This is a genomic window from Sphingopyxis sp. (assembly GCF_965227415.1).
Classification (GTDB): domain Bacteria; phylum Pseudomonadota; class Alphaproteobacteria; order Sphingomonadales; family Sphingomonadaceae; genus Sphingopyxis.
Genome location: NZ_OZ245749.1, coordinates 3,902,607 through 3,919,114, shown reverse-complemented (window position 1 = coordinate 3,919,114; position 16,508 = coordinate 3,902,607). Strand labels below are relative to the sequence as shown.

17 protein-coding genes are annotated in these 16,508 nt (G+C 64.2%); 11 read left to right on the top strand and 6 right to left on the bottom strand.

Going from position 1 to position 16,508, the window contains the following annotated elements; translation table 11 throughout:
- Window positions 1-13 precede the first annotated feature (13 nt).
- Genes cysS through ACO055_RS19070 form a run of 3 tightly spaced genes read left to right on the top strand, consistent with a single transcriptional unit; the run spans window position 14 to window position 2,816 of the window.
- Entirely contained in the window at window positions 14-1,477 is a 1,464-nt protein-coding gene (cysS, locus tag ACO055_RS19080) for a cysteine--tRNA ligase (RefSeq protein WP_422060421.1), read from the top strand.
- Window positions 1,478-1,513: 36 nt separating this feature from the next.
- Window positions 1,514-1,870: a hypothetical protein gene (locus tag ACO055_RS19075; RefSeq protein ID WP_422060420.1), complete on the top strand. Its 357-nt coding sequence runs from the start codon at window positions 1,514-1,516 to the stop codon at window positions 1,868-1,870.
- A gap of 7 nt (window positions 1,871-1,877) precedes the next feature.
- Window positions 1,878-2,816, top strand: coding sequence for a D-2-hydroxyacid dehydrogenase (locus tag ACO055_RS19070; protein ID WP_422060419.1), 939 nt, complete (start codon window positions 1,878-1,880; stop codon window positions 2,814-2,816).
- Here the strand turns inward: ACO055_RS19070 and ACO055_RS19065 are convergent.
- The 6 genes from ACO055_RS19065 to pyk all read right to left on the bottom strand — a co-directional run bounded on the left by ACO055_RS19065 (window position 2,813) and on the right by pyk (window position 11,610).
- The gene (locus ACO055_RS19065; protein ID WP_422060418.1) at window positions 2,813-3,661 is read right to left on the bottom strand and encodes a metallophosphoesterase; all 849 of its coding nucleotides are present in this window, start codon (window positions 3,659-3,661) and stop codon (window positions 2,813-2,815) included. The two genes, ACO055_RS19070 and ACO055_RS19065, sit on opposite strands and share 4 nt — an antisense overlap.
- A gap of 41 nt (window positions 3,662-3,702) precedes the next feature.
- On the bottom strand, window positions 3,703-5,640 hold the full coding sequence (locus ACO055_RS19060; protein ID WP_422060417.1) for a cytochrome C: 1,938 nt from the start codon (window positions 5,638-5,640) through the stop codon (window positions 3,703-3,705).
- Window positions 5,641-5,656: 16 nt separating this feature from the next.
- Window positions 5,657-6,538 carry a hypothetical protein gene (locus tag ACO055_RS19055; RefSeq protein WP_422060416.1) on the bottom strand — a complete coding sequence of 294 codons (882 nt, stop codon included), beginning with the start codon at window positions 6,536-6,538 and terminating at the stop codon, window positions 5,657-5,659.
- On the bottom strand, window positions 6,538-8,973 hold the full coding sequence (locus ACO055_RS19050) for a cyclic nucleotide-binding domain-containing protein (RefSeq protein ID WP_422060415.1): 2,436 nt from the start codon (window positions 8,971-8,973) through the stop codon (window positions 6,538-6,540). The genes ACO055_RS19055 and ACO055_RS19050 overlap by 1 nt, the downstream gene beginning before the upstream one ends.
- A 223-nt stretch (window positions 8,974-9,196) precedes the next feature.
- The gene (locus ACO055_RS19045; RefSeq protein ID WP_422060414.1) at window positions 9,197-9,970 is read right to left on the bottom strand and encodes an arginyltransferase; all 774 of its coding nucleotides are present in this window, start codon (window positions 9,968-9,970) and stop codon (window positions 9,197-9,199) included.
- 185 nt (window positions 9,971-10,155) lie between these two features.
- The gene (gene pyk, locus ACO055_RS19040; RefSeq protein ID WP_422060413.1) at window positions 10,156-11,610 is read right to left on the bottom strand and encodes a pyruvate kinase; all 1,455 of its coding nucleotides are present in this window, start codon (window positions 11,608-11,610) and stop codon (window positions 10,156-10,158) included.
- A 108-nt stretch (window positions 11,611-11,718) separates the two neighbouring features.
- Here pyk and ACO055_RS19035 point away from each other — a divergent pair, with 108 nt between their 5' ends.
- From ACO055_RS19035 to ruvB, 8 genes are all read left to right on the top strand, one after another.
- Window positions 11,719-12,048, top strand: a complete 330-nt coding sequence (locus ACO055_RS19035; protein WP_422060412.1) for a DUF1244 domain-containing protein — start codon at window positions 11,719-11,721, stop codon at window positions 12,046-12,048.
- 63 nt (window positions 12,049-12,111) lie between these two features.
- On the top strand, window positions 12,112-12,354 hold the full coding sequence (locus ACO055_RS19030; protein WP_422060411.1) for a DUF2312 domain-containing protein: 243 nt from the start codon (window positions 12,112-12,114) through the stop codon (window positions 12,352-12,354).
- A gap of 125 nt (window positions 12,355-12,479) precedes the next feature.
- Window positions 12,480-12,797 carry a YbjQ family protein gene (locus tag ACO055_RS19025; RefSeq protein WP_422060410.1) on the top strand — a complete coding sequence of 106 codons (318 nt, stop codon included), beginning with the start codon at window positions 12,480-12,482 and terminating at the stop codon, window positions 12,795-12,797.
- 83 nt (window positions 12,798-12,880) lie between these two features.
- Window positions 12,881-13,627 carry a YebC/PmpR family DNA-binding transcriptional regulator gene (locus tag ACO055_RS19020; RefSeq protein ID WP_422060409.1) on the top strand — a complete coding sequence of 249 codons (747 nt, stop codon included), beginning with the start codon at window positions 12,881-12,883 and terminating at the stop codon, window positions 13,625-13,627.
- A 142-nt stretch (window positions 13,628-13,769) separates the two neighbouring features.
- Window positions 13,770-14,255 (top strand): crossover junction endodeoxyribonuclease RuvC, encoded by a 486-nt coding sequence (gene ruvC / locus ACO055_RS19015; protein ID WP_422060408.1) that lies wholly within the window; start codon window positions 13,770-13,772, stop codon window positions 14,253-14,255.
- 150 nt (window positions 14,256-14,405) lie between these two features.
- Window positions 14,406-15,005: a Holliday junction branch migration protein RuvA gene (ruvA, locus tag ACO055_RS19010; RefSeq protein ID WP_422060407.1), complete on the top strand. Its 600-nt coding sequence runs from the start codon at window positions 14,406-14,408 to the stop codon at window positions 15,003-15,005.
- Window positions 15,002-15,406, top strand: coding sequence for a GFA family protein (locus ACO055_RS19005; protein WP_422060406.1), 405 nt, complete (start codon window positions 15,002-15,004; stop codon window positions 15,404-15,406). The genes ruvA and ACO055_RS19005 overlap by 4 nt, the downstream gene beginning before the upstream one ends.
- Window positions 15,399-16,430, top strand: coding sequence for a Holliday junction branch migration DNA helicase RuvB (gene ruvB, locus ACO055_RS19000; RefSeq protein ID WP_422060404.1), 1,032 nt, complete (start codon window positions 15,399-15,401; stop codon window positions 16,428-16,430). The genes ACO055_RS19005 and ruvB overlap by 8 nt, the downstream gene beginning before the upstream one ends.
- The last annotated feature ends 78 nt before the right edge of the window (window positions 16,431-16,508 follow it).

The window sequence follows — 16,508 nt, the reverse complement described above, 5'->3', positions numbered from 1 at the left end:
CATGGGCGCGGGCATGACCGACGCCCCTGCCCCGTCCGCGGATTCCGGCACGCCGCTCAAGCTGTTCAACAGCCTGACGCGCAGTCTGGAAGAATTCCAGCCCGTCCACCCCGGCGAGGCGCGCGTTTATAGCTGCGGCCCAACGGTCTATAACTATCCGCATATCGGCAATATGCGCGCCTATGTCTTTGCCGACACGCTCGGCCGCACGCTGACGTACAAGGGCTACAAGCTCACCCACGTCATCAACATCACCGACGTCGGCCATCTGACCGACGATGCCGATGCGGGCGAGGACAAGCTGGAGAAGGCCGCGGCCGAGCGCGCCCAGTCGATCTGGGACATCGCAAAACATTACACCGAGGCCTATTGGGCCGACGTCAAAGCGCTCAATATCCGCCAGCCGGCGCATTGGTCGATCGCGACCGACTATGTCCCCGCGATGATCGAATTCGCCAAAGCGATCGCCGACAAGCATTGCTACGCGCTCGAAGGCGGCCTCTATTTCGACACCACGAGCGTCGCCGACTATGGCCGCCTCGCGCGTCACGGCACCGATGAGGGCGAGAGCCGCATCGATCCGGTCGACGGCAAGCGTGCGCCCGCCGACTTTGCGATCTGGCGCAAGACGCCTGCGGGAGAAAGCCGCCAGATGGAATGGGATTCGCCGTGGGGCCGCGGCGCCCCGGGTTGGCATCTGGAATGCTCGGTGATGTCCGAAGCCTTGCTCGGCTTTCCCTTCGACATCCACACCGGCGGCATCGACCACCGCGAAATCCACCACCCGAACGAGATTGCGCAGAACCAGGCGCACAGCTGCTCGAGCGACAGCGGCGCGCGGATGTGGATGCACAATAATTTCCTCGTCGAACGCAGCGGCAAGATGTCGAAATCGAGCGGCGAGTTCCTGCGTGTGCAGTTGCTGATCGACAAGGGCTATCACCCTCTCGCCTATCGCCTGATGTGCCTGCAGGCGCATTATCGCAGCGAGCTGGAATTTTCGTGGGAGGGCCTGGGTGCGCCACTGACGCGGCTCAAACGGCTGGTGATGGCTGCCGCGTCGATCCGTGACGCTTCGGCCGACGAACCAACCGACCGCCGGTTGGTTGACCTGCTCGTCAAATTCGAGGCCGCCATATCCGACGATCTCAACACAGCCGTGGCGTTGACGCTGCTCGAAGACGCGGCTGCGATGAAGAAAATCGACGCGGGCCAGAAGCGCGCGGTGCTGGAGACGATGGACGCCGTTCTTGGCCTGCAGCTGCTCACGGTGTCGCGCGCCGACCTTCGCGTCCGCCCCAAATCGGCGACGATTACCGAAGCCGAAATCGAAGCCATTCTCGCGCGGCGCAAGGAAGCCCGGGCTGCGAAGGACTTCGCAACCTCCGACACCCTTCGCGACGACCTCATTGCCGCAGGGGTCGAGGTGATGGACGGCGATCCGCTGGGCTGGGATTGGCGGCTGGGCGAGGTTTAGGCTTGCTGGCGCGTTGCAGCATGCTAGCTTCGTTGCATGTCGCAACTGGTCTGCTGGTTTCTTGTCGGGCTCGTCCATCTGGTCCCGGCGTTGGCGCTGTTCAGGCCCGCGCTCATCACGCGCCTTTACGGCCTCCGCGCCGACAACCCGCTCTTCGCGCTGATGCACCATCGCGCCGCGCTGTTTCTGGCCGTGCTCATCGCTTGCCTGTGGGCGGCGTTCGATCCTGCCGGTCGCCAGCTTGCGACTGTTGTCGCCGCGACGAGCATGTTGAGCTTCCTGCTGCTTTACCTCTCGTACGGACGGCCCGCTTCGCTGAAAACCATCGCCGTCGTCGATCTTGTCGGCCTGCTTCCGCTCGCATGGGCGGGCTGGCACGCCTTTCATCGCTAGGAACGTCATGACCGTCACTGTCCTTTCAGGCCTCATTCGTCCGCTCGTCGAAGGGCGCCTGCCCGATTGGGTCGAACCGCGCTTTTTCCAGTCGAAGGAAGAAGCGATGGCGCTCGCGCCCGAGGCCGAGATCGGCTGGTTCGACATGTACGACAAAAGGGATATGGCAGCGGCGGTGACCGCCGCGACCGGTCTCAAATGGCTCAACTCGATCTACGCCGGCGTCGACGGCCTGCCGCTCGACCTGTTGAACGAGCGCGGCACGGTGGTTACCAACGGCGCGGGCATCAATGCGGTCACCATCGCCGAATATGTCGTGATGGGGATGCTGACCGTCGCCAAGGGCTATCGCGATGTCGTGCGCGCACAGGAGCGCCGCGAATGGCTGATGGACTCGCCCGGCAAGGTCGAACTGTTCGGATCGAAAGCGCTGCTGCTCGGCTATGGCGCGATCGGCAAGCTGATCGAGGAGCGGCTGAAGGCGTTCGCGGTCGACGTCACCGTCGTGCGCCGTTCATCGGGGCCGAACACGCTGACCCCCGACCAATGGCGCAGCCGCCTCGGCGAATATGACTGGGTGGTCCTCGCCGTTCCCGCGACCCCCGAAACCGACGGCATGATCGGCGCCGCAGAACTCGCGGACATGAAGCCGACGGCGACGCTGATCAATATCGCGCGCGGTGCGGTGGTCGATCAGCAGGCGCTCGTCGCCGCGCTCGATGCGAAACAGATCGCCGCGGCCTTTCTCGACGTCACGACGCCCGAGCCGCTTCCCGCCGACGATCCGCTGTGGAGCCTCGACAACGCCCACATCACGATGCACCTGTCGGGCCGCGCGCAGGACAAGATGTTCGTCCGCGCCGCGACGCGCTTCCTCGAAAATCTGGATCGCTGGCACAAGGGCGAGGCGGTCGAACCGCGCGTGGATCTGACGCTCGGTTACTAAACCGGCCGTTCGGCCTTCAATTCGCGCACCAGGGGCTGCAACCGCTCGTCATATTTGGCGAGCATCGTGTGCGCGCCGGCATGGTCATAGAAACTGACGAGTTCGCGCCCGTTCCAGCGATGGAGTGCATAGGCGGGGTCTTCGGCGACGATCATCGGACGGTCGTCGGGCCGATTCTCGTCGATCGGGCGAAGGTCGAGCGATACCTGCGGCGCGGTCGAAGAGCAGATAGCAACCGTCCGCCCCTCCCACGCCACGGTCACGCTGCGGTGAAGATGGCCGCAGATCATCCCGCGAACCTGCGGATGGCGCCGCACGACGTCGGTAAACACCGCGACCCACGGTTCGTCGGGATCGGTGTTCATCCACTCGATCCCGCTTTCGACCGGCGGATGGTGCATCACGATATAGGTAGGCTTGGTCGGGTCCTTCGCCAGCTCGGCGTCGAGCCATGTCGCGCGCGCATCGCAAAAAGCGCCGCCGTGGCGCCCTTCCTCGAGCGTATCGACCGTGACGAGCCGCATCTGGGGAAGCTCGATCGTATATTGGATAAAGCCGTTGCCGTCGTCGAAGCCTGGAAATTGCGCATGGAAATTGTCGCGCAGGTCGTGGTTGCCGACGCTCGGCCAGACTGGAAAGGGACAGCGCGAGAATGCCGTCGCCAGCCGACGATAGCTGTCGGGATCGCCACGATCGGTAATGTCCCCGGTCGCAAGCAGCAGGTCGGGCCGGTTCGGCCCCTCGATCAGCACGTCGAGGACGTCGTCGAGCCGCTTGCGGTTATATTCCGCCGGATTGTCGGGATCGAACCCAATATGGATATCGGTGATCTGCGCGATCAGCATATCCGTCCCCTGCTCCCGCCGGTCGACCCCGGTCCAAAGTGCTAACCGCCCTGCCTTGCCCCGTGCAATTGAGGTGTGCGCCACGTCACATCATAAAGCCCCCGCCCCGAAGGACCTGTGACCATGCTCACACCATAGATAGTACGAAGAGGTTTATTTGTGATTGCCGCGCTGTTTACCTTACGCTGACGCGCCGGCATCCACGGCTTGCCGCCGTCGGAATGATATTCGTGGCACATCGCGCACGGCGATTCGGTTGCGGTTTCGACCTTCACCACCCGCGCCCCGGTCTCGCCGACATGACAGTCGCGGCATTGGCGAAGACCTGGAACGAGCAGATCGGTTGCCGCCTTCGATCCCGTCGCCATCGTGTGGCAATCGGCGCAGTCGGTTTCCTTGTGCGCGTCATGGTCGAACCAGCCCTTGGTCAGGAATCGCTGCGTCTGGTCGACCTTCTGGACGCGCCAGCCATTCCCCGCCTGCGGCGCAAAGATCGTGTGGCAATCATAGCAGGCACCGCCCTTCGAGAAGACGGCGCGCACGGCATCCTCGGCGCGGCTCGGGCGCACCGCGACTTCGCGGAAATAGATGTTGTAGACCTGGCCTTCGGCATAGGCGCCGGGGCGCCGCCGCTGCATTCCGCCGAGCTGGAGCGGGCGCGAAGGCGGCGTCGATCGGTAATAGGCGAGCAGGTCGGCAACCACCTGATCGGGCTCGCCGTGGCGCAAGGTACGCGTCACGCCGCCGACGGTCTCAAAGGCCAGGCTATGGCACATCGCGCAATCGCGCTCCATCTGCACGGGCTTGATCCGCACGCCGTCGGCGTCGGGGCGGTGGCAATTCTCGCAGTCCAGCTTGGTGCCGAAATCATAGCGCCCGCGGAAGCTCGCCGCCATCCGGGCGACCCCGCCGGTCGCCTGCAGATGCAGGTCGTGCGGAAATTTGAGCCCGTCGAAATCGGTCAGCGCGCCTTTGCCCGGCATCGCGCGGATCGGTTTCGCGCCCGGCGCTGCGCGAACGAGCGGACGGAATTCGGGATGGCTGGTGCCAAAATCGGCGGCATCGGCGACGGTCGGCTTGAACCCGGCCTTCAGCAGCCGCGCCGACATGCCGTCATGGCAGTCGGCGCAGAATTTCTGCGGCGTCGCCAGCATGGGCCCCGCGCCTTCATGCTCGGTATGACAGGCGACGCAGCGGCCTTGCGGCTTGTTGAAGGTCTTGGCGAACCCCGCGAGGATGCGCTCGCCGACACCCGGCGGATGCCGCGCTGCAAGCAGCATCGCGGTCGGCGCATTGGCGTGCGCCATGCTCATCGCCTTATGCTCGCCCGTGTGGCAACCGACGCATGCCTTGTCGGTCACCGCAACGAAAGGCTCGACGTGGCACGACTGGCAGTCGTTCTTCAGGCTTGCGTGCGCGCTCGACAGCGGGCCCGACATCCATGCCGTGTCGGCATGATAGCCTTCGGGCCGCTCGTCGACCGACTTGAAGCTGCTCCACGCCCAGATCGGGCCGATCAGGAAAGCGAGCAGCATCAGGATGCCGAACGTCCATGCGCCGATGCGCTTGCCGGGCATCACGCCCGCGAGCGAAAAGGCCTTTGCTTCGTCCACATCCTTCGACGACTGCGACAATTCGTCGATGCGTTCGACGAGCAGGATGACATTGTCGCCCTCGCGCGCGATCGTCAGGCGGTGGCCGCCAAAGCGGAGCTCGGCGCCGGCAGCACTGTCGACTTCGGCCGCATCGACCGTCCGGCCGTTGAAATCGAACCCCAGCCCTTCGCTCGCCTGCACGCGCACATGGCGCCCGTCGGCGCTGGTGATCGTCGCATGATGCGGGTTCACCGCCAGATCGGCGACATGGATGATGTTGCTGCCTTCGCGGCCGAGCGTGATCGTGTCGCCCGGCAGCGCCTGGTCGCGGATGATCTGCTTGCCCGTCTTTGTCGTCGAGATACGGCGCAGGATGAAGCTCATGGTCCCCCTCCTCGCCTTACCAGTAAAAGAAGACGCTGATGATGTGCGCCGACAGCGCCGCAATCAGCGCAAAGGTCAGCGGCACATGCACGTAAAGCCAGACTTCGAGCAGCGCGCGGATCTTGAGATGCTGGCGCAGCCGCGCAAGCGCGGCCTCCTTTTGCTTGAGCAGCCCGATCACCTTTTCGCGCGGCGCGGCATCGCTGCTCCGCGACGTCGAGAGCGTGACGAGCGCAGCGGACGTCGCGCAGTTGCGATACCGCCCCGACAGGCGTGCGATGACGCCGCCCGCAAAGGGATCTTCGTCGAGCGCGCCCAAAACGGGCGCGGTATCCTCGGGCGTCAGCGGCTGCGCGGCTGAATGGAGCTGACGGTCAAAGGCACGGATCGCCTCGAGCATCTGCATCTGCGTCATTTCGTCACGGTTGTTCGACAGCGCCGCCGGCAAGGTCGCATAGACGATCACGCCATAGAGACCCGACAGGATCACGAGCATCATCAGCACCCAAGCCAGCGTATGGACGTTCCAGCCGAGCTGGAAGCCGGTGTGCCAGGTGCCGATGACGATCAGGCTGAGGCCGAGATAGACATGCGCCGACGTCCACGCCTTGAGCGACCAATAATCGTTCGTCATCTTGCGCTTGCGATAGCCGAGCGCCGTCAGCCACAGGATCAGACCCGCGCCGATCGTGCCGAGCGTATAGCCGTACCAGCTGCCGCCACTCGGCCGCGGCGTGACGTCGATCATCGCATAGCTGACGACGATCAGCAGGCAGAGCCCGCCCGAGATCTTGGCCCAGCGGAAATTGGCATAGCGCAGAAAGCCTTCGTGCCGTCTTTCGCGCACGCGCTCGGTCTGGGTCGCCTTGCTGCGACGGCGCTTGAACAGGCTCGCCATCAACCGGCGTCCTCTTCAAGCCTGGCGATCGAGAGGAATTCTTCGGGCGAGACGCGGATCGCGGCGCCGGTCGGACAGGCGCGAACGCAGGCGGGGCCGCCCGCAATGCCTTTGCACATATCGCATTTGACCGCGATCTTCTTGGGCTTTTCCTCGCCCAATTGCTTCTTGGTCCATTTGGGCGACGGTTCGCCCGGCCCCGGGCCGAAGCCGGTCAGCAACCAGCGTAGCAGGCTCGGCTTTTCGGGCGGCGCGGCTTCCATGCGGATCACGCCATAGGGACAATTGCGCATGCAGTTGCCGCAGCCGATGCAGCCCGGCTCCATGAACACTTCGCCGTCGGGGCCGCGGTGGATCACGTTCGGCGGGCAGTCGGCCATGCAGTGCGGATGCTCGCAGTGGCGGCAGCTGGTCGGCACGTGCAGATGCGCAAAGGTCTTGCCCGCTTCGCGATCGAGCCGCGACAGACCCTCATGGCTGTCGGCGCAGGCTTTCTCGCAATTGTCACAGCCGACGCACAGATTTTCGTCGATCAGCAGCGCATCGGTCGCTTCGCCCAGCCCCTCCTTCATGATGAAGCTGGCGGTGTCCGAATACATGTCGACCGCGCTCGAATAGCTCGCCTTGCGCGATTCGATGAAGTTGTTCATCGCGGCGCGCTCGGCAACCGCAGCCTCGGTGGCCTCGCGCACCCGCGGGCGTCTGGCGAGCATTTCCTTGAACTGCTGGCCTTTCAGCCGGATCACTTCGCTTGCGACCGCCGCTTTCACCGTCGCGTTGCGTGGAGCGCCACTCAGGACCGCCATTTCGCCGAAATAGCTGCCCGCAGGCAGATAGCGGAGGAAGATCGGTTTACCGCCGATATCCTTCTCGACGACCATCGAGCCGGAGCGGACCACGTACACGTCGTCGCCTTCGTCGCCCTCGGCCAGGACGACCTTGCCCGCGGGAACGCGCTCGATCGCAGGGTCTTCCACGATCGGCTCCAGATCCTCGACCGTCAGCCCGCCCCTGAATATCTGAAGCAGCTGGCGTTCGAGCGAGATGCGGTTGATCACGCGCTTCGCGCCCGGCACTGCGGCCATCAACTTGAGCGCCGCGGTCCGCGACACTTCGACAAAGATGCTGTCTTCGCCCGCGCTGATCTTCGCGCCGCGCTTGCGGCCGGAGATCAGGCCGACTTCGCCAAAGATCGACCCCTGTTCGATCGGCACGGTCATTCCGTCGCCAATCTCGACCACCGCATGGCCGTCGGCGATCGCGAACAGCGACGATCCGGGCTCGTTGGCCTCGAACACCACCTCACCCTTGCGGTAAAAGGCGACCTTCGAATCGAGCATGAACTCGCGCATCTGCAGCGGCGACACATCGGCAAAGATCCGCACGCGCGTCCGCACATATTCCAGCCATTCGGACACCGTTTTCTTCTGCGGCACGCTCGCAAAGATCGCGGCCAGATCCTTTTCGTCGGCGGGGGTCAGGCTGGTGTTGCCATTGATGAACTCGACGACGTCATAGCCCTGGTTCATGCAATGCTTGATCAGCGGATAGCCCGCGAGCGCGCCGATCACGAAGATCCCGGGGACGGTCGATTCAAACGTGGGCGACAGCTTCGGAAACGCCTCGCGGTCGGGACCGGTGAATTCGATCCCCATCGATTCGACGAAACCGCGCGGCGCGACCGACCCCAGACGCGCGACGATGACGTCGCACTGGATCCGGTCGTCTCCCGTCGGGGTTTCCAGCGTCAACCAGCCGGGTTCGACCAGCTTGGGCTGCGTCTCCGTCCTGATGCTCATGAAGCCGTTCTCGCCGGCCTCCATCATGTCGGAGACATTCTTGGCCTTGGCGCGAGCGAAATCCTTTGACCGATTGAGGATCGTGACGGTGTTTTCGAGCGCTTCTTCGGCAACGCCGAGCGCATTCTCGATCCCCGCGTCGCCCGACCCGACGACGGTGATATGCTTGTCCTTGAAATCTTCGGGGTCATCGACCTGATAGATGATGTGCGGCAGGTCGGCGCCGCCGCAGCGCATGCGGTTCGGATTGCCCTGCGTCCCGATCGCCAGGACGATATTTTCGGCGTGATAGACATCGCCCTTCGCCGTCTTGATCGCGAAGGCGCCTTTCTGCCCGGTGACTTCGGCGACCTCGGCGTGCCGGACGACATGGACCTTGTTGTTCGCGGCATCCTCGTCCCAGTTGCCGAGGATATATTCGCGCGCGCCTTCGGCGAAGCGGCAATCCGACCGCAAGTCGAGCCGCTCGGGCGTCGCAAGGACGCGCTTGCCCTTCTGATATTTGAAGATGGTGTCGGAGAGATGGTCCGTCTTTTCGAGAAGGACATGGCTGAGCCCGAGCTGCCCCGCGCGCGAGGCCGCGCTGAGCCCCGCGGGGCCCGAACCGATAATCGCAACCTTGACCGGCTCGCTCATGCGCAGGCGCTCTCGCGGCGAGCGCGCCCATCCCTGGTCTTGATGCTGACGAACGCGCGAACGGGCATCCTATTCCCCCCGATCGCCTACCCCTAGGCGACTACAATATGGATGCGACCCGGACTTATGTCCTGGACGAAGAGCTATGCCCTTGAAAGCGGGAAAAGGTCAACCGGCGAGGCGGAGATTCCGGCTGCTGCGAGACGTTCGCAACTGGCGCGGATCAAGCGAGTTCGAACATCGCCGCAATACGATCCGACGTGGCCGGCTCAAAGCGCGACCAGCCGTCGGGGCCGAGCTTTTCGAGCGGACGGAAGCGCGCCTTATAGGCCATGCGCGCCGACCCTTCGATCCAATAGCCAAGATAGACGTAAGGCAGCCCGGCGGTCGCCGCGCGCAGCACATGGTCGGCAATGATGTAAGTGCCAAGCCCTTCGCGCAGCGGATGCGCGGCATCGAAGAAGCTATAGATCATCGACAGGCCGTCGCCCTGCCGGTCCGTCAGGCAGCAACCGACCAGGCGGCCGCGGCTGTCGTCGCTAGTCGGCTCGCGATATTCGATCATATAGCTGTCGACCGGGCTCTGCTCGACCATGTCGGCGAAATCCTGCTCGTCCATATCGGCCATGCCGCCATTGGGGTGGCGCGAACCCAGATACGAGCGGAGCAGCGCATATTGTTCTTCGGTCGCCCACGGCTCGCACGCGGTCGCGACAAGATCGCGGTTGCGGCGGATCGTCCGCTTCTGCGAATTGCTGGCCGCGAACTCGGTGGCGCAGACGCGCACCGACACGCATGCCGAACAATCGGCGCAGCTCGGGCGATAAGCGACCGACTGGCTGCGGCGGAACCCGATTCGGCCGAGCGCATCGTTGAGCTCGGTGGCACTGTTGCCGCTCAGCTCGGTGAACACCTTGCGCTCGGTCTTGCCCTCAAGATAGGGGCACGGCGCGGGGCTCGTGACGAAAAAGCGCGGAAAACGGAAAGGTGCGGACACGCGAGACAGACCTCCGGTAGTGCGAAGCGGAGCCCCCCGATGCGGGTCCGATGCGCTACATGCAGCGGTTATGCCGTGCCGCGTCAATGGTGCAAAGACCATTTACCATTTTTGTCCGTCCCGAACTGAATCAGGTGCGAAATTTTCTGAATCGCCTGGTAACTGTTGTGCCGATTTGAATCGGATCAGCTATATCCGCGCAGCTCGTCGCCGGTCAGCGTCGCGACATGGATCACATTCGTCGACCCGGGCGTGCCAAACGGAACCCCCGCCATCATCACCAGCTTCGACCCGGCGGTGCCGATCCCGTGGCGCAGCGCCATGCGCTTCCCCTTGGCGATCATTTCCTCGAAGCTGCCGATGTCCTTCGTCGGGACGGCATGCGCGCCCCACAACAGGCCCATGCGCCGCGCGGCGTCGCGTTTCGGGGTCAGGACCAGCAGCGGCGCGTCTGCGCGTTCGCGCGCGACGCGGCGTGCGGTCGATCCGGAAAAGGTGAAACAGATGATCGCGTCGGCGCCGACCGTCCGCGTGATGTCGCCCGCCGCCTCGGCAAGCGCGTCGGCCGTCGTCGAATCGGGCGTCGTTTCGGTGAAATGCAGCCGGCGGAAATAATCGGGATCGCCTTCGACCGACCGCGCGATCGAATCCATCATCGTGACGGCTTCCACTGGCCACGACCCGGCAGCGGTTTCCGCCGACAGCATGATCGCGTCCGCCCCGTCATAGATCGCGGTCGCGACGTCGGAGACTTCGGCACGCGTCGGCGATGGCGAGACGATCATCGATTCGAGCATCTGCGTCGCGACAACCACCGGCTTGCCCATACGCCGCGCGGTCGCGACGATACGCTTTTGCAGCGGCGGGACGGCCTCGGGCGGCAGCTCGACGCCCAGGTCTCCGCGCGCGACCATCGCAGCATCGGCGATCTCCAGAATCTCCTCGATCCGCTGAACCCCTGACGGCTTTTCGAATTTGACGAGCAGCGCCGCCTTGCCGCCGATCAGCCGCCGCGCCTCGGCGACGTCTTCGGGGCGCTGGACAAACGAGAGCGCGATCCAGTCGACATGCTGCTCGAGCGCAAAGGCCAGGTCTTTGCGGTCCTTTTCGGTCAGCGCGGCGAGCGGCACGACGACGTCGGGCACATTGACGCCCTTGCGATCCGAAATCTTGCCGCCGACTTCGACGATCGTCTCGATCCGATCCTTCGTCACGCTCTTCACGCGCAGCACCAGCTTGCCGTCGTCGATCAGCAGCCGTGTGTCGGGCTCCAGCGCCGCGAACAATTCGGGGTGCGGCAAATGGACGCGCGTCGCGTCGCCCGGCGCCTTGTCGGCGTCCAGAACGAAGGATTTGCCCTTTACCAGCTCGGCGGGGCCGTCCTTGAACGTGCCGACGCGCAGCTTCGGTCCCTGCAGATCGACGAGGATCGTCGTCGGGCGGCCGGTTTCCTTTTCGAGCGCGCGGATCGCCGCGATCACCTTGGCATGACCCGCGTGGTCGCCGTGGCTCATATTGACGCGAAAGGCATCGGCGCCGGCGACATGGAGCGCCGCGATCATCTCGGGATTTGCGCTCGCGGGGCCAAGCGTCGCGAGAATGCGAACCTTGCGCTGGCGGGGAGTGAAACTCTGGGCCACAAATGCTCCGAATAACTGGGGAAATACTGATCGCTTGCCTAGGCGCGTTGGCCCCGCCAAAGCAAGCCGCGTATAGCTATTCATCGGCCTGTCAGAAGGAAATCCGCCATGTCCTGCAGCGACGATACGACCACTCCGAACGATGCGCTCGATACGCTCGATACGCTCGACGATGCGGTCGCTGCCGCGGCCTTCCGCCGCCTCGCCCGCCTGCTCCAGCATCGCAGCGACGCCGCGAACATCGACCTGATGGGGCTCGCCGGATTCTGCCGCAATTGCCTAGGCGACTGGATCGCCGAAGCGGGCGCCATGGACAAGGAAACCGGCCGCGCGATCGTGCACGGCATGCCGACGGGCGATTGGAAAGCGCGCTTTCAAGTCGCGGCGACACCCGAACAGCTCGCGCGCATGGAAGAAAGCATGGCCAAGAATCCCTGACCCCGCTAGGTGGGCGCCGAGGCGATTCTCGCCACCCAAAATCCAATCCTAGCGGAGTGTATAATGAGCGAAGCCACCGTATCCGACGAACAACTGCGCCTTTTCATCGAGCGCATCGAGCGTCTGGAAGAAGAAAAGAAGGGCATCGCCGACGATATTCGCGACGTCTATCTCGAATCGAAATCGCAGGGCTATGATCCGAAGATCATGCGCCAGATCATCCGCCTGCGAAAACTGCCGATCCACGACCGCAAGGAAATGGAAGCAATCCTCGACGTTTACAAATCGGCGCTCGGCATCGACTGAGCCGTTGGCCTTCTCTCCGTTCGCCCTGAGCTTGTCGAAGCGCCGTTCTTCTCTGTAAGCATCGACAAACAGGGCCGGGGCTTCGACAAGCTCGGGGCGAACGGCCGTGAGGGAGATATATCATCATGTTCAGCACCACGACCAATACGATCGAAGGCCGTCCGGTCCGCGAATATCTGGGCATCGTCACCGGCGAAGTGATCGTCGGCGCCAATCTGTTCCGCGATCTGTTCGCCAGCATTACCGACATCGTCGGCGGCCGCTCGGGCAAGTATGAGGATGTCCTCGCGCGTGCCCGCAAGGAAGCGATCCAGGAAATGGAAGCCGAAGCCGCGCGGCTTGGCGGCAATGCGGTCGTCGGGGTCGATCTGGATTATGAAGTGCTCGGCCAGAATGGTTCGATGCTGATGGTCAGCGCGTCGGGCACCGCCGTGGTTGTCTGATTTGCGATACCGCGCGTGGTTGTTTGAAGCCGCGCTCCGCGCTAGGGGCGGCCCAGCTTTCAAAATTACCGATGGAGGGTGGCTTGGCCGGCCATAGTAAATTCAAGAACATCATGCACCGCAAGGGTGCGCAGGACAAAAAGCGCAGCGCGCTCTTCTCGAAGCTCGCGCGCGAAGTCACCGTCGCTGCGAAGATGGGCCTGCCCGATCCCGACGCCAACGCGCGCCTGCGCGCCGCGGTCAACGCCGCCAAGGCGCAGTCGATGCCAAAGGACAATATCCAGCGCGCGATCGACAAGGCCGCGGGCGGCGAAGGCGATAATTACGAAGAAATCCGCTATGAAGGCTATGGCCCCGGCGGCGTGTCGCTGATCGTCGAGGCGCTGACCGACAACCGCAACCGCACCGCGACCAATGTCCGCACCGCGTTCAGCAAGAATGGCGGCAACCTCGGCACCAGCGGCAGCGTCAGCCACGGGTTCGACCGGCTCGGCCTGATCAACTATCCCGTCAAGGCCGGCGATGCCGACACCGTGTTCGAAGCCGCGCTCGACGCAGGCGCCGACGACGTCGAATCGTCCGAGGACGGCCACGACATCTGGACCAGCGTCGACAGCCTGCACGAAGTCGCCAAAGCACTCGAAGCCAAGCTCGGCGAAGCCGAAGGCGTCAAGTTGGCGTGGAAACCCACGATCAAGAGCGAAGTCGGCGACGAATCGACCGCGCAGTCGCTGTTCAAGCTGATCGACACGCTCGACGACGACGACGACGTCCAGACCGTATGGGGCAATTACGAAATCCCCGACGCGGTGATGGAGAAGCTAGGTTGAGCCAAATCCTCCCCATTCGTGGGGAGGTGGCAGCGCGAAGCGCTGACCGAGGGGGGCGGCGTCCTTTCGCGAGATCGCGTCAGCGCGCCCGCCCCCTCCACCGCTTCGCGGTCCCCTTCCCCGTTCCCGGAAGGATTTTTGGATGATCATTCTCGGCCTCGACCCTTCGCTCAGCTGCACCGGCTGGGGCATCATCCGCGTCGAGGGAAGCCGGATCAGCCACATCGCCAACGGGCAGGTGAAGACCGACGCCAAGGCGTCCCTTCCCGATCGGCTAGCGCATCTCGATACGGTATTGGCCGCGGTGATTGCCGATCACGCGCCCATATGCGCCGCCGTCGAGGAAGTGTTCGTCAACGACAATCCCCAATCGACGCTGAAGCTCGCACACGCCCGCGGCGTCATCCTGCTCGGCTGCGCGCGCGCCGGCCTGCCGGTCGGCGAATATGCGCCGCGACTGGTCAAGAAAGCGATCGTCGGTACCGGCGCAGCGGCGAAGGAACAGGTGCAGGCCATGCTGCGCGTGCTGCTCCCGGGGGCAAAGGTCGTCGGGCCGGATGCCGCCGACGCGCTGGCGGTCGCGATCTGCCACGCGAACCACCGGCCGCTCCAACCCTCGTCGCAGTAATATCTGTCCCTTCGTCGTCACCACGGACTTGATCCGGGCTGCACGCGGACATGGATGCCGGATCAAGCCCGGCATGACGAAATGTGGGATGGATTTGGCGACCCGGGGAAATTGATTCCCTTTTCGTTCTCCCCGCGCTAGCACAGCCAAATGATCGCAAAACTCTCCGGACGGCTGGACAGCAGCGGCGCGGGCCATGCGGTGATCGACGTCGGCGGCGTCGGTTATCTGGTCGAGGCATCGGCGCGCACGCTCGACGCGCTCGGTCCCGTCGGCGGCGACGTCACCATCCACACCGAAATGCTGGTAGGCGAGGATTTCCTGCGCCTGCTCGGTTTCGCCAAGGCCGAGGAACGCGACTGGTTCCGCCTGCTTACCAGCGTCCAGGGCGTCGGCGCAAAGGTCGCACTCGCGATCCTGTCGGCACTCGAAATCGGCGACCTGCAACGCGCGCTCGCCAGCGCCGACAGCGCGATGATCGCGCGGGCCAACGGTGTGGGGCCGAAGCTGGCACAACGGATTACGCATGAACTGAAGGACAAGGCGGGGGCTCTGGGTGGCATTGCAGGAGGAGGGCCGATGCTCTCAGCTGCGCCAGGCCCGCTTGGCGACGCCGTCACCGCCTTGACAGGTCTCGGCTTCAAGCCCGGCGAAGCGAGCGCCGCGGTTGCAGCCGCGCACGAGGAACTGGGCGCGGGCGCAAGCCTCGACGCGCTTGTCCGCGTCGCGCTGAAGAAGGCCGCGAAGTGACCGAACGCGTTCGCAACGCCTCCTGCCGCTGCGGCCAGCTCCGCATCGCCTGCTCGGGCGAGCCGATCCGCGTGTCGGTCTGCCACTGTCGCAATTGCAAGGCGCGGAGCGGCAGCGCCTTTGCGGCACAGGCGCGCTTCCCCGCCGATCAGGTTCGCACCGAAGGCGACGCGAAGCTCTACCAACATCCGGGAGGGAGCGGTACGCTCGCGGACTTCTACTTCTGCGAAAACTGCGGCTCCACGCTCTGGTTCCTCAATCACCCGGAACTCGACAGCTATGCCGTACCGATCGGCAATTTCGAACCAGGCCATGACTTCGAGCTGCAATTTTCAGTCTATGAGGATCGTCAGGAGCCTTGGGTTTGTATCCTCGGCCAGGCAATAGAGCGTTATGACTGAGCCCGTCGGCCTCACCACCCCTATCCGAACGCCCGAAGACGCCGACGCAGCGCTCCGGCCAAAGACGCTTGCCGAATTCGTCGGGCAAGCGGCGGCGCGCGAAAATCTGCGGATCTTTATCGAGGCCGCGAAGACGCGGTCGGATGCACTCGACCATGTGCTGTTCTATGGCCCGCCGGGGCTAGGCAAAACGACGCTGGCACAGATTGTTGCGCGCGAACTCGGCGTCGGTTTTCGGTCCACGTCGGGTCCGGTGATCGCCAAGGCCGGCGACCTTGCGGCGCTGCTCACCAATCTCGAGGATGGCGACGTCCTCTTCATCGATGAAATCCACCGCCTGTCGCCCGCAGTCGAGGAAATCCTCTATCCAGCGATGGAGGACCGCGCGCTCGACATCATGATCGGCGAAGGGCCGTCGGCGCGGTCGGTACGGATCGACCTGCCGAAATTCACGCTCGTCGGTGCAACGACGCGGCAGGGACTGCTCACTACGCCGTTACGCGACCGGTTCGGCATTCCGGTACGACTCAATTTCTACACGCATGGCGAACTCGAACAGGTGATCACGCGCGCCGCCAGATTGCTGTCGCTGCCGATCGCATCGGACGGCGCGCTGGAGATCGCGAAGCGCTCGCGCGGCACCCCGCGGATCGCGGGGCGCCTGCTTCGCCGCGTGCGCGATTTCGCGACCGTCGCCGGGCATAAGGTCGTCGACGCAAAAGCCGCCGATGCGGCGCTCAACCGCCTCGAAGTCGACGCACTTGGTCTCGACGCGATGGACCGGCGCTATCTCCTTATGATCGCTGACATTTATCGCGGCGGGCCGGTCGGGGTCGAGACGCTCGCGGCGGGACTGTCGGAGCCGCGCGATACCATCGAGGACGTCATCGAGCCTTATCTGCTCCAGATAGGGCTGATCGCGCGCACCGCACGCGGCCGAATGCTCAATGCAAGTGCCTGGAAACATTTGGGACTATTACCTCCCGCAGGGTCGCAGGACAGCCTGTTCGACCCCGAAACCTGATTGGCGCTACGCGGCACCTTCGCGACCATCCGCACCTTTCTGCCACCAATCGTCTCGTCGCTGCGACAAACCGTTGAT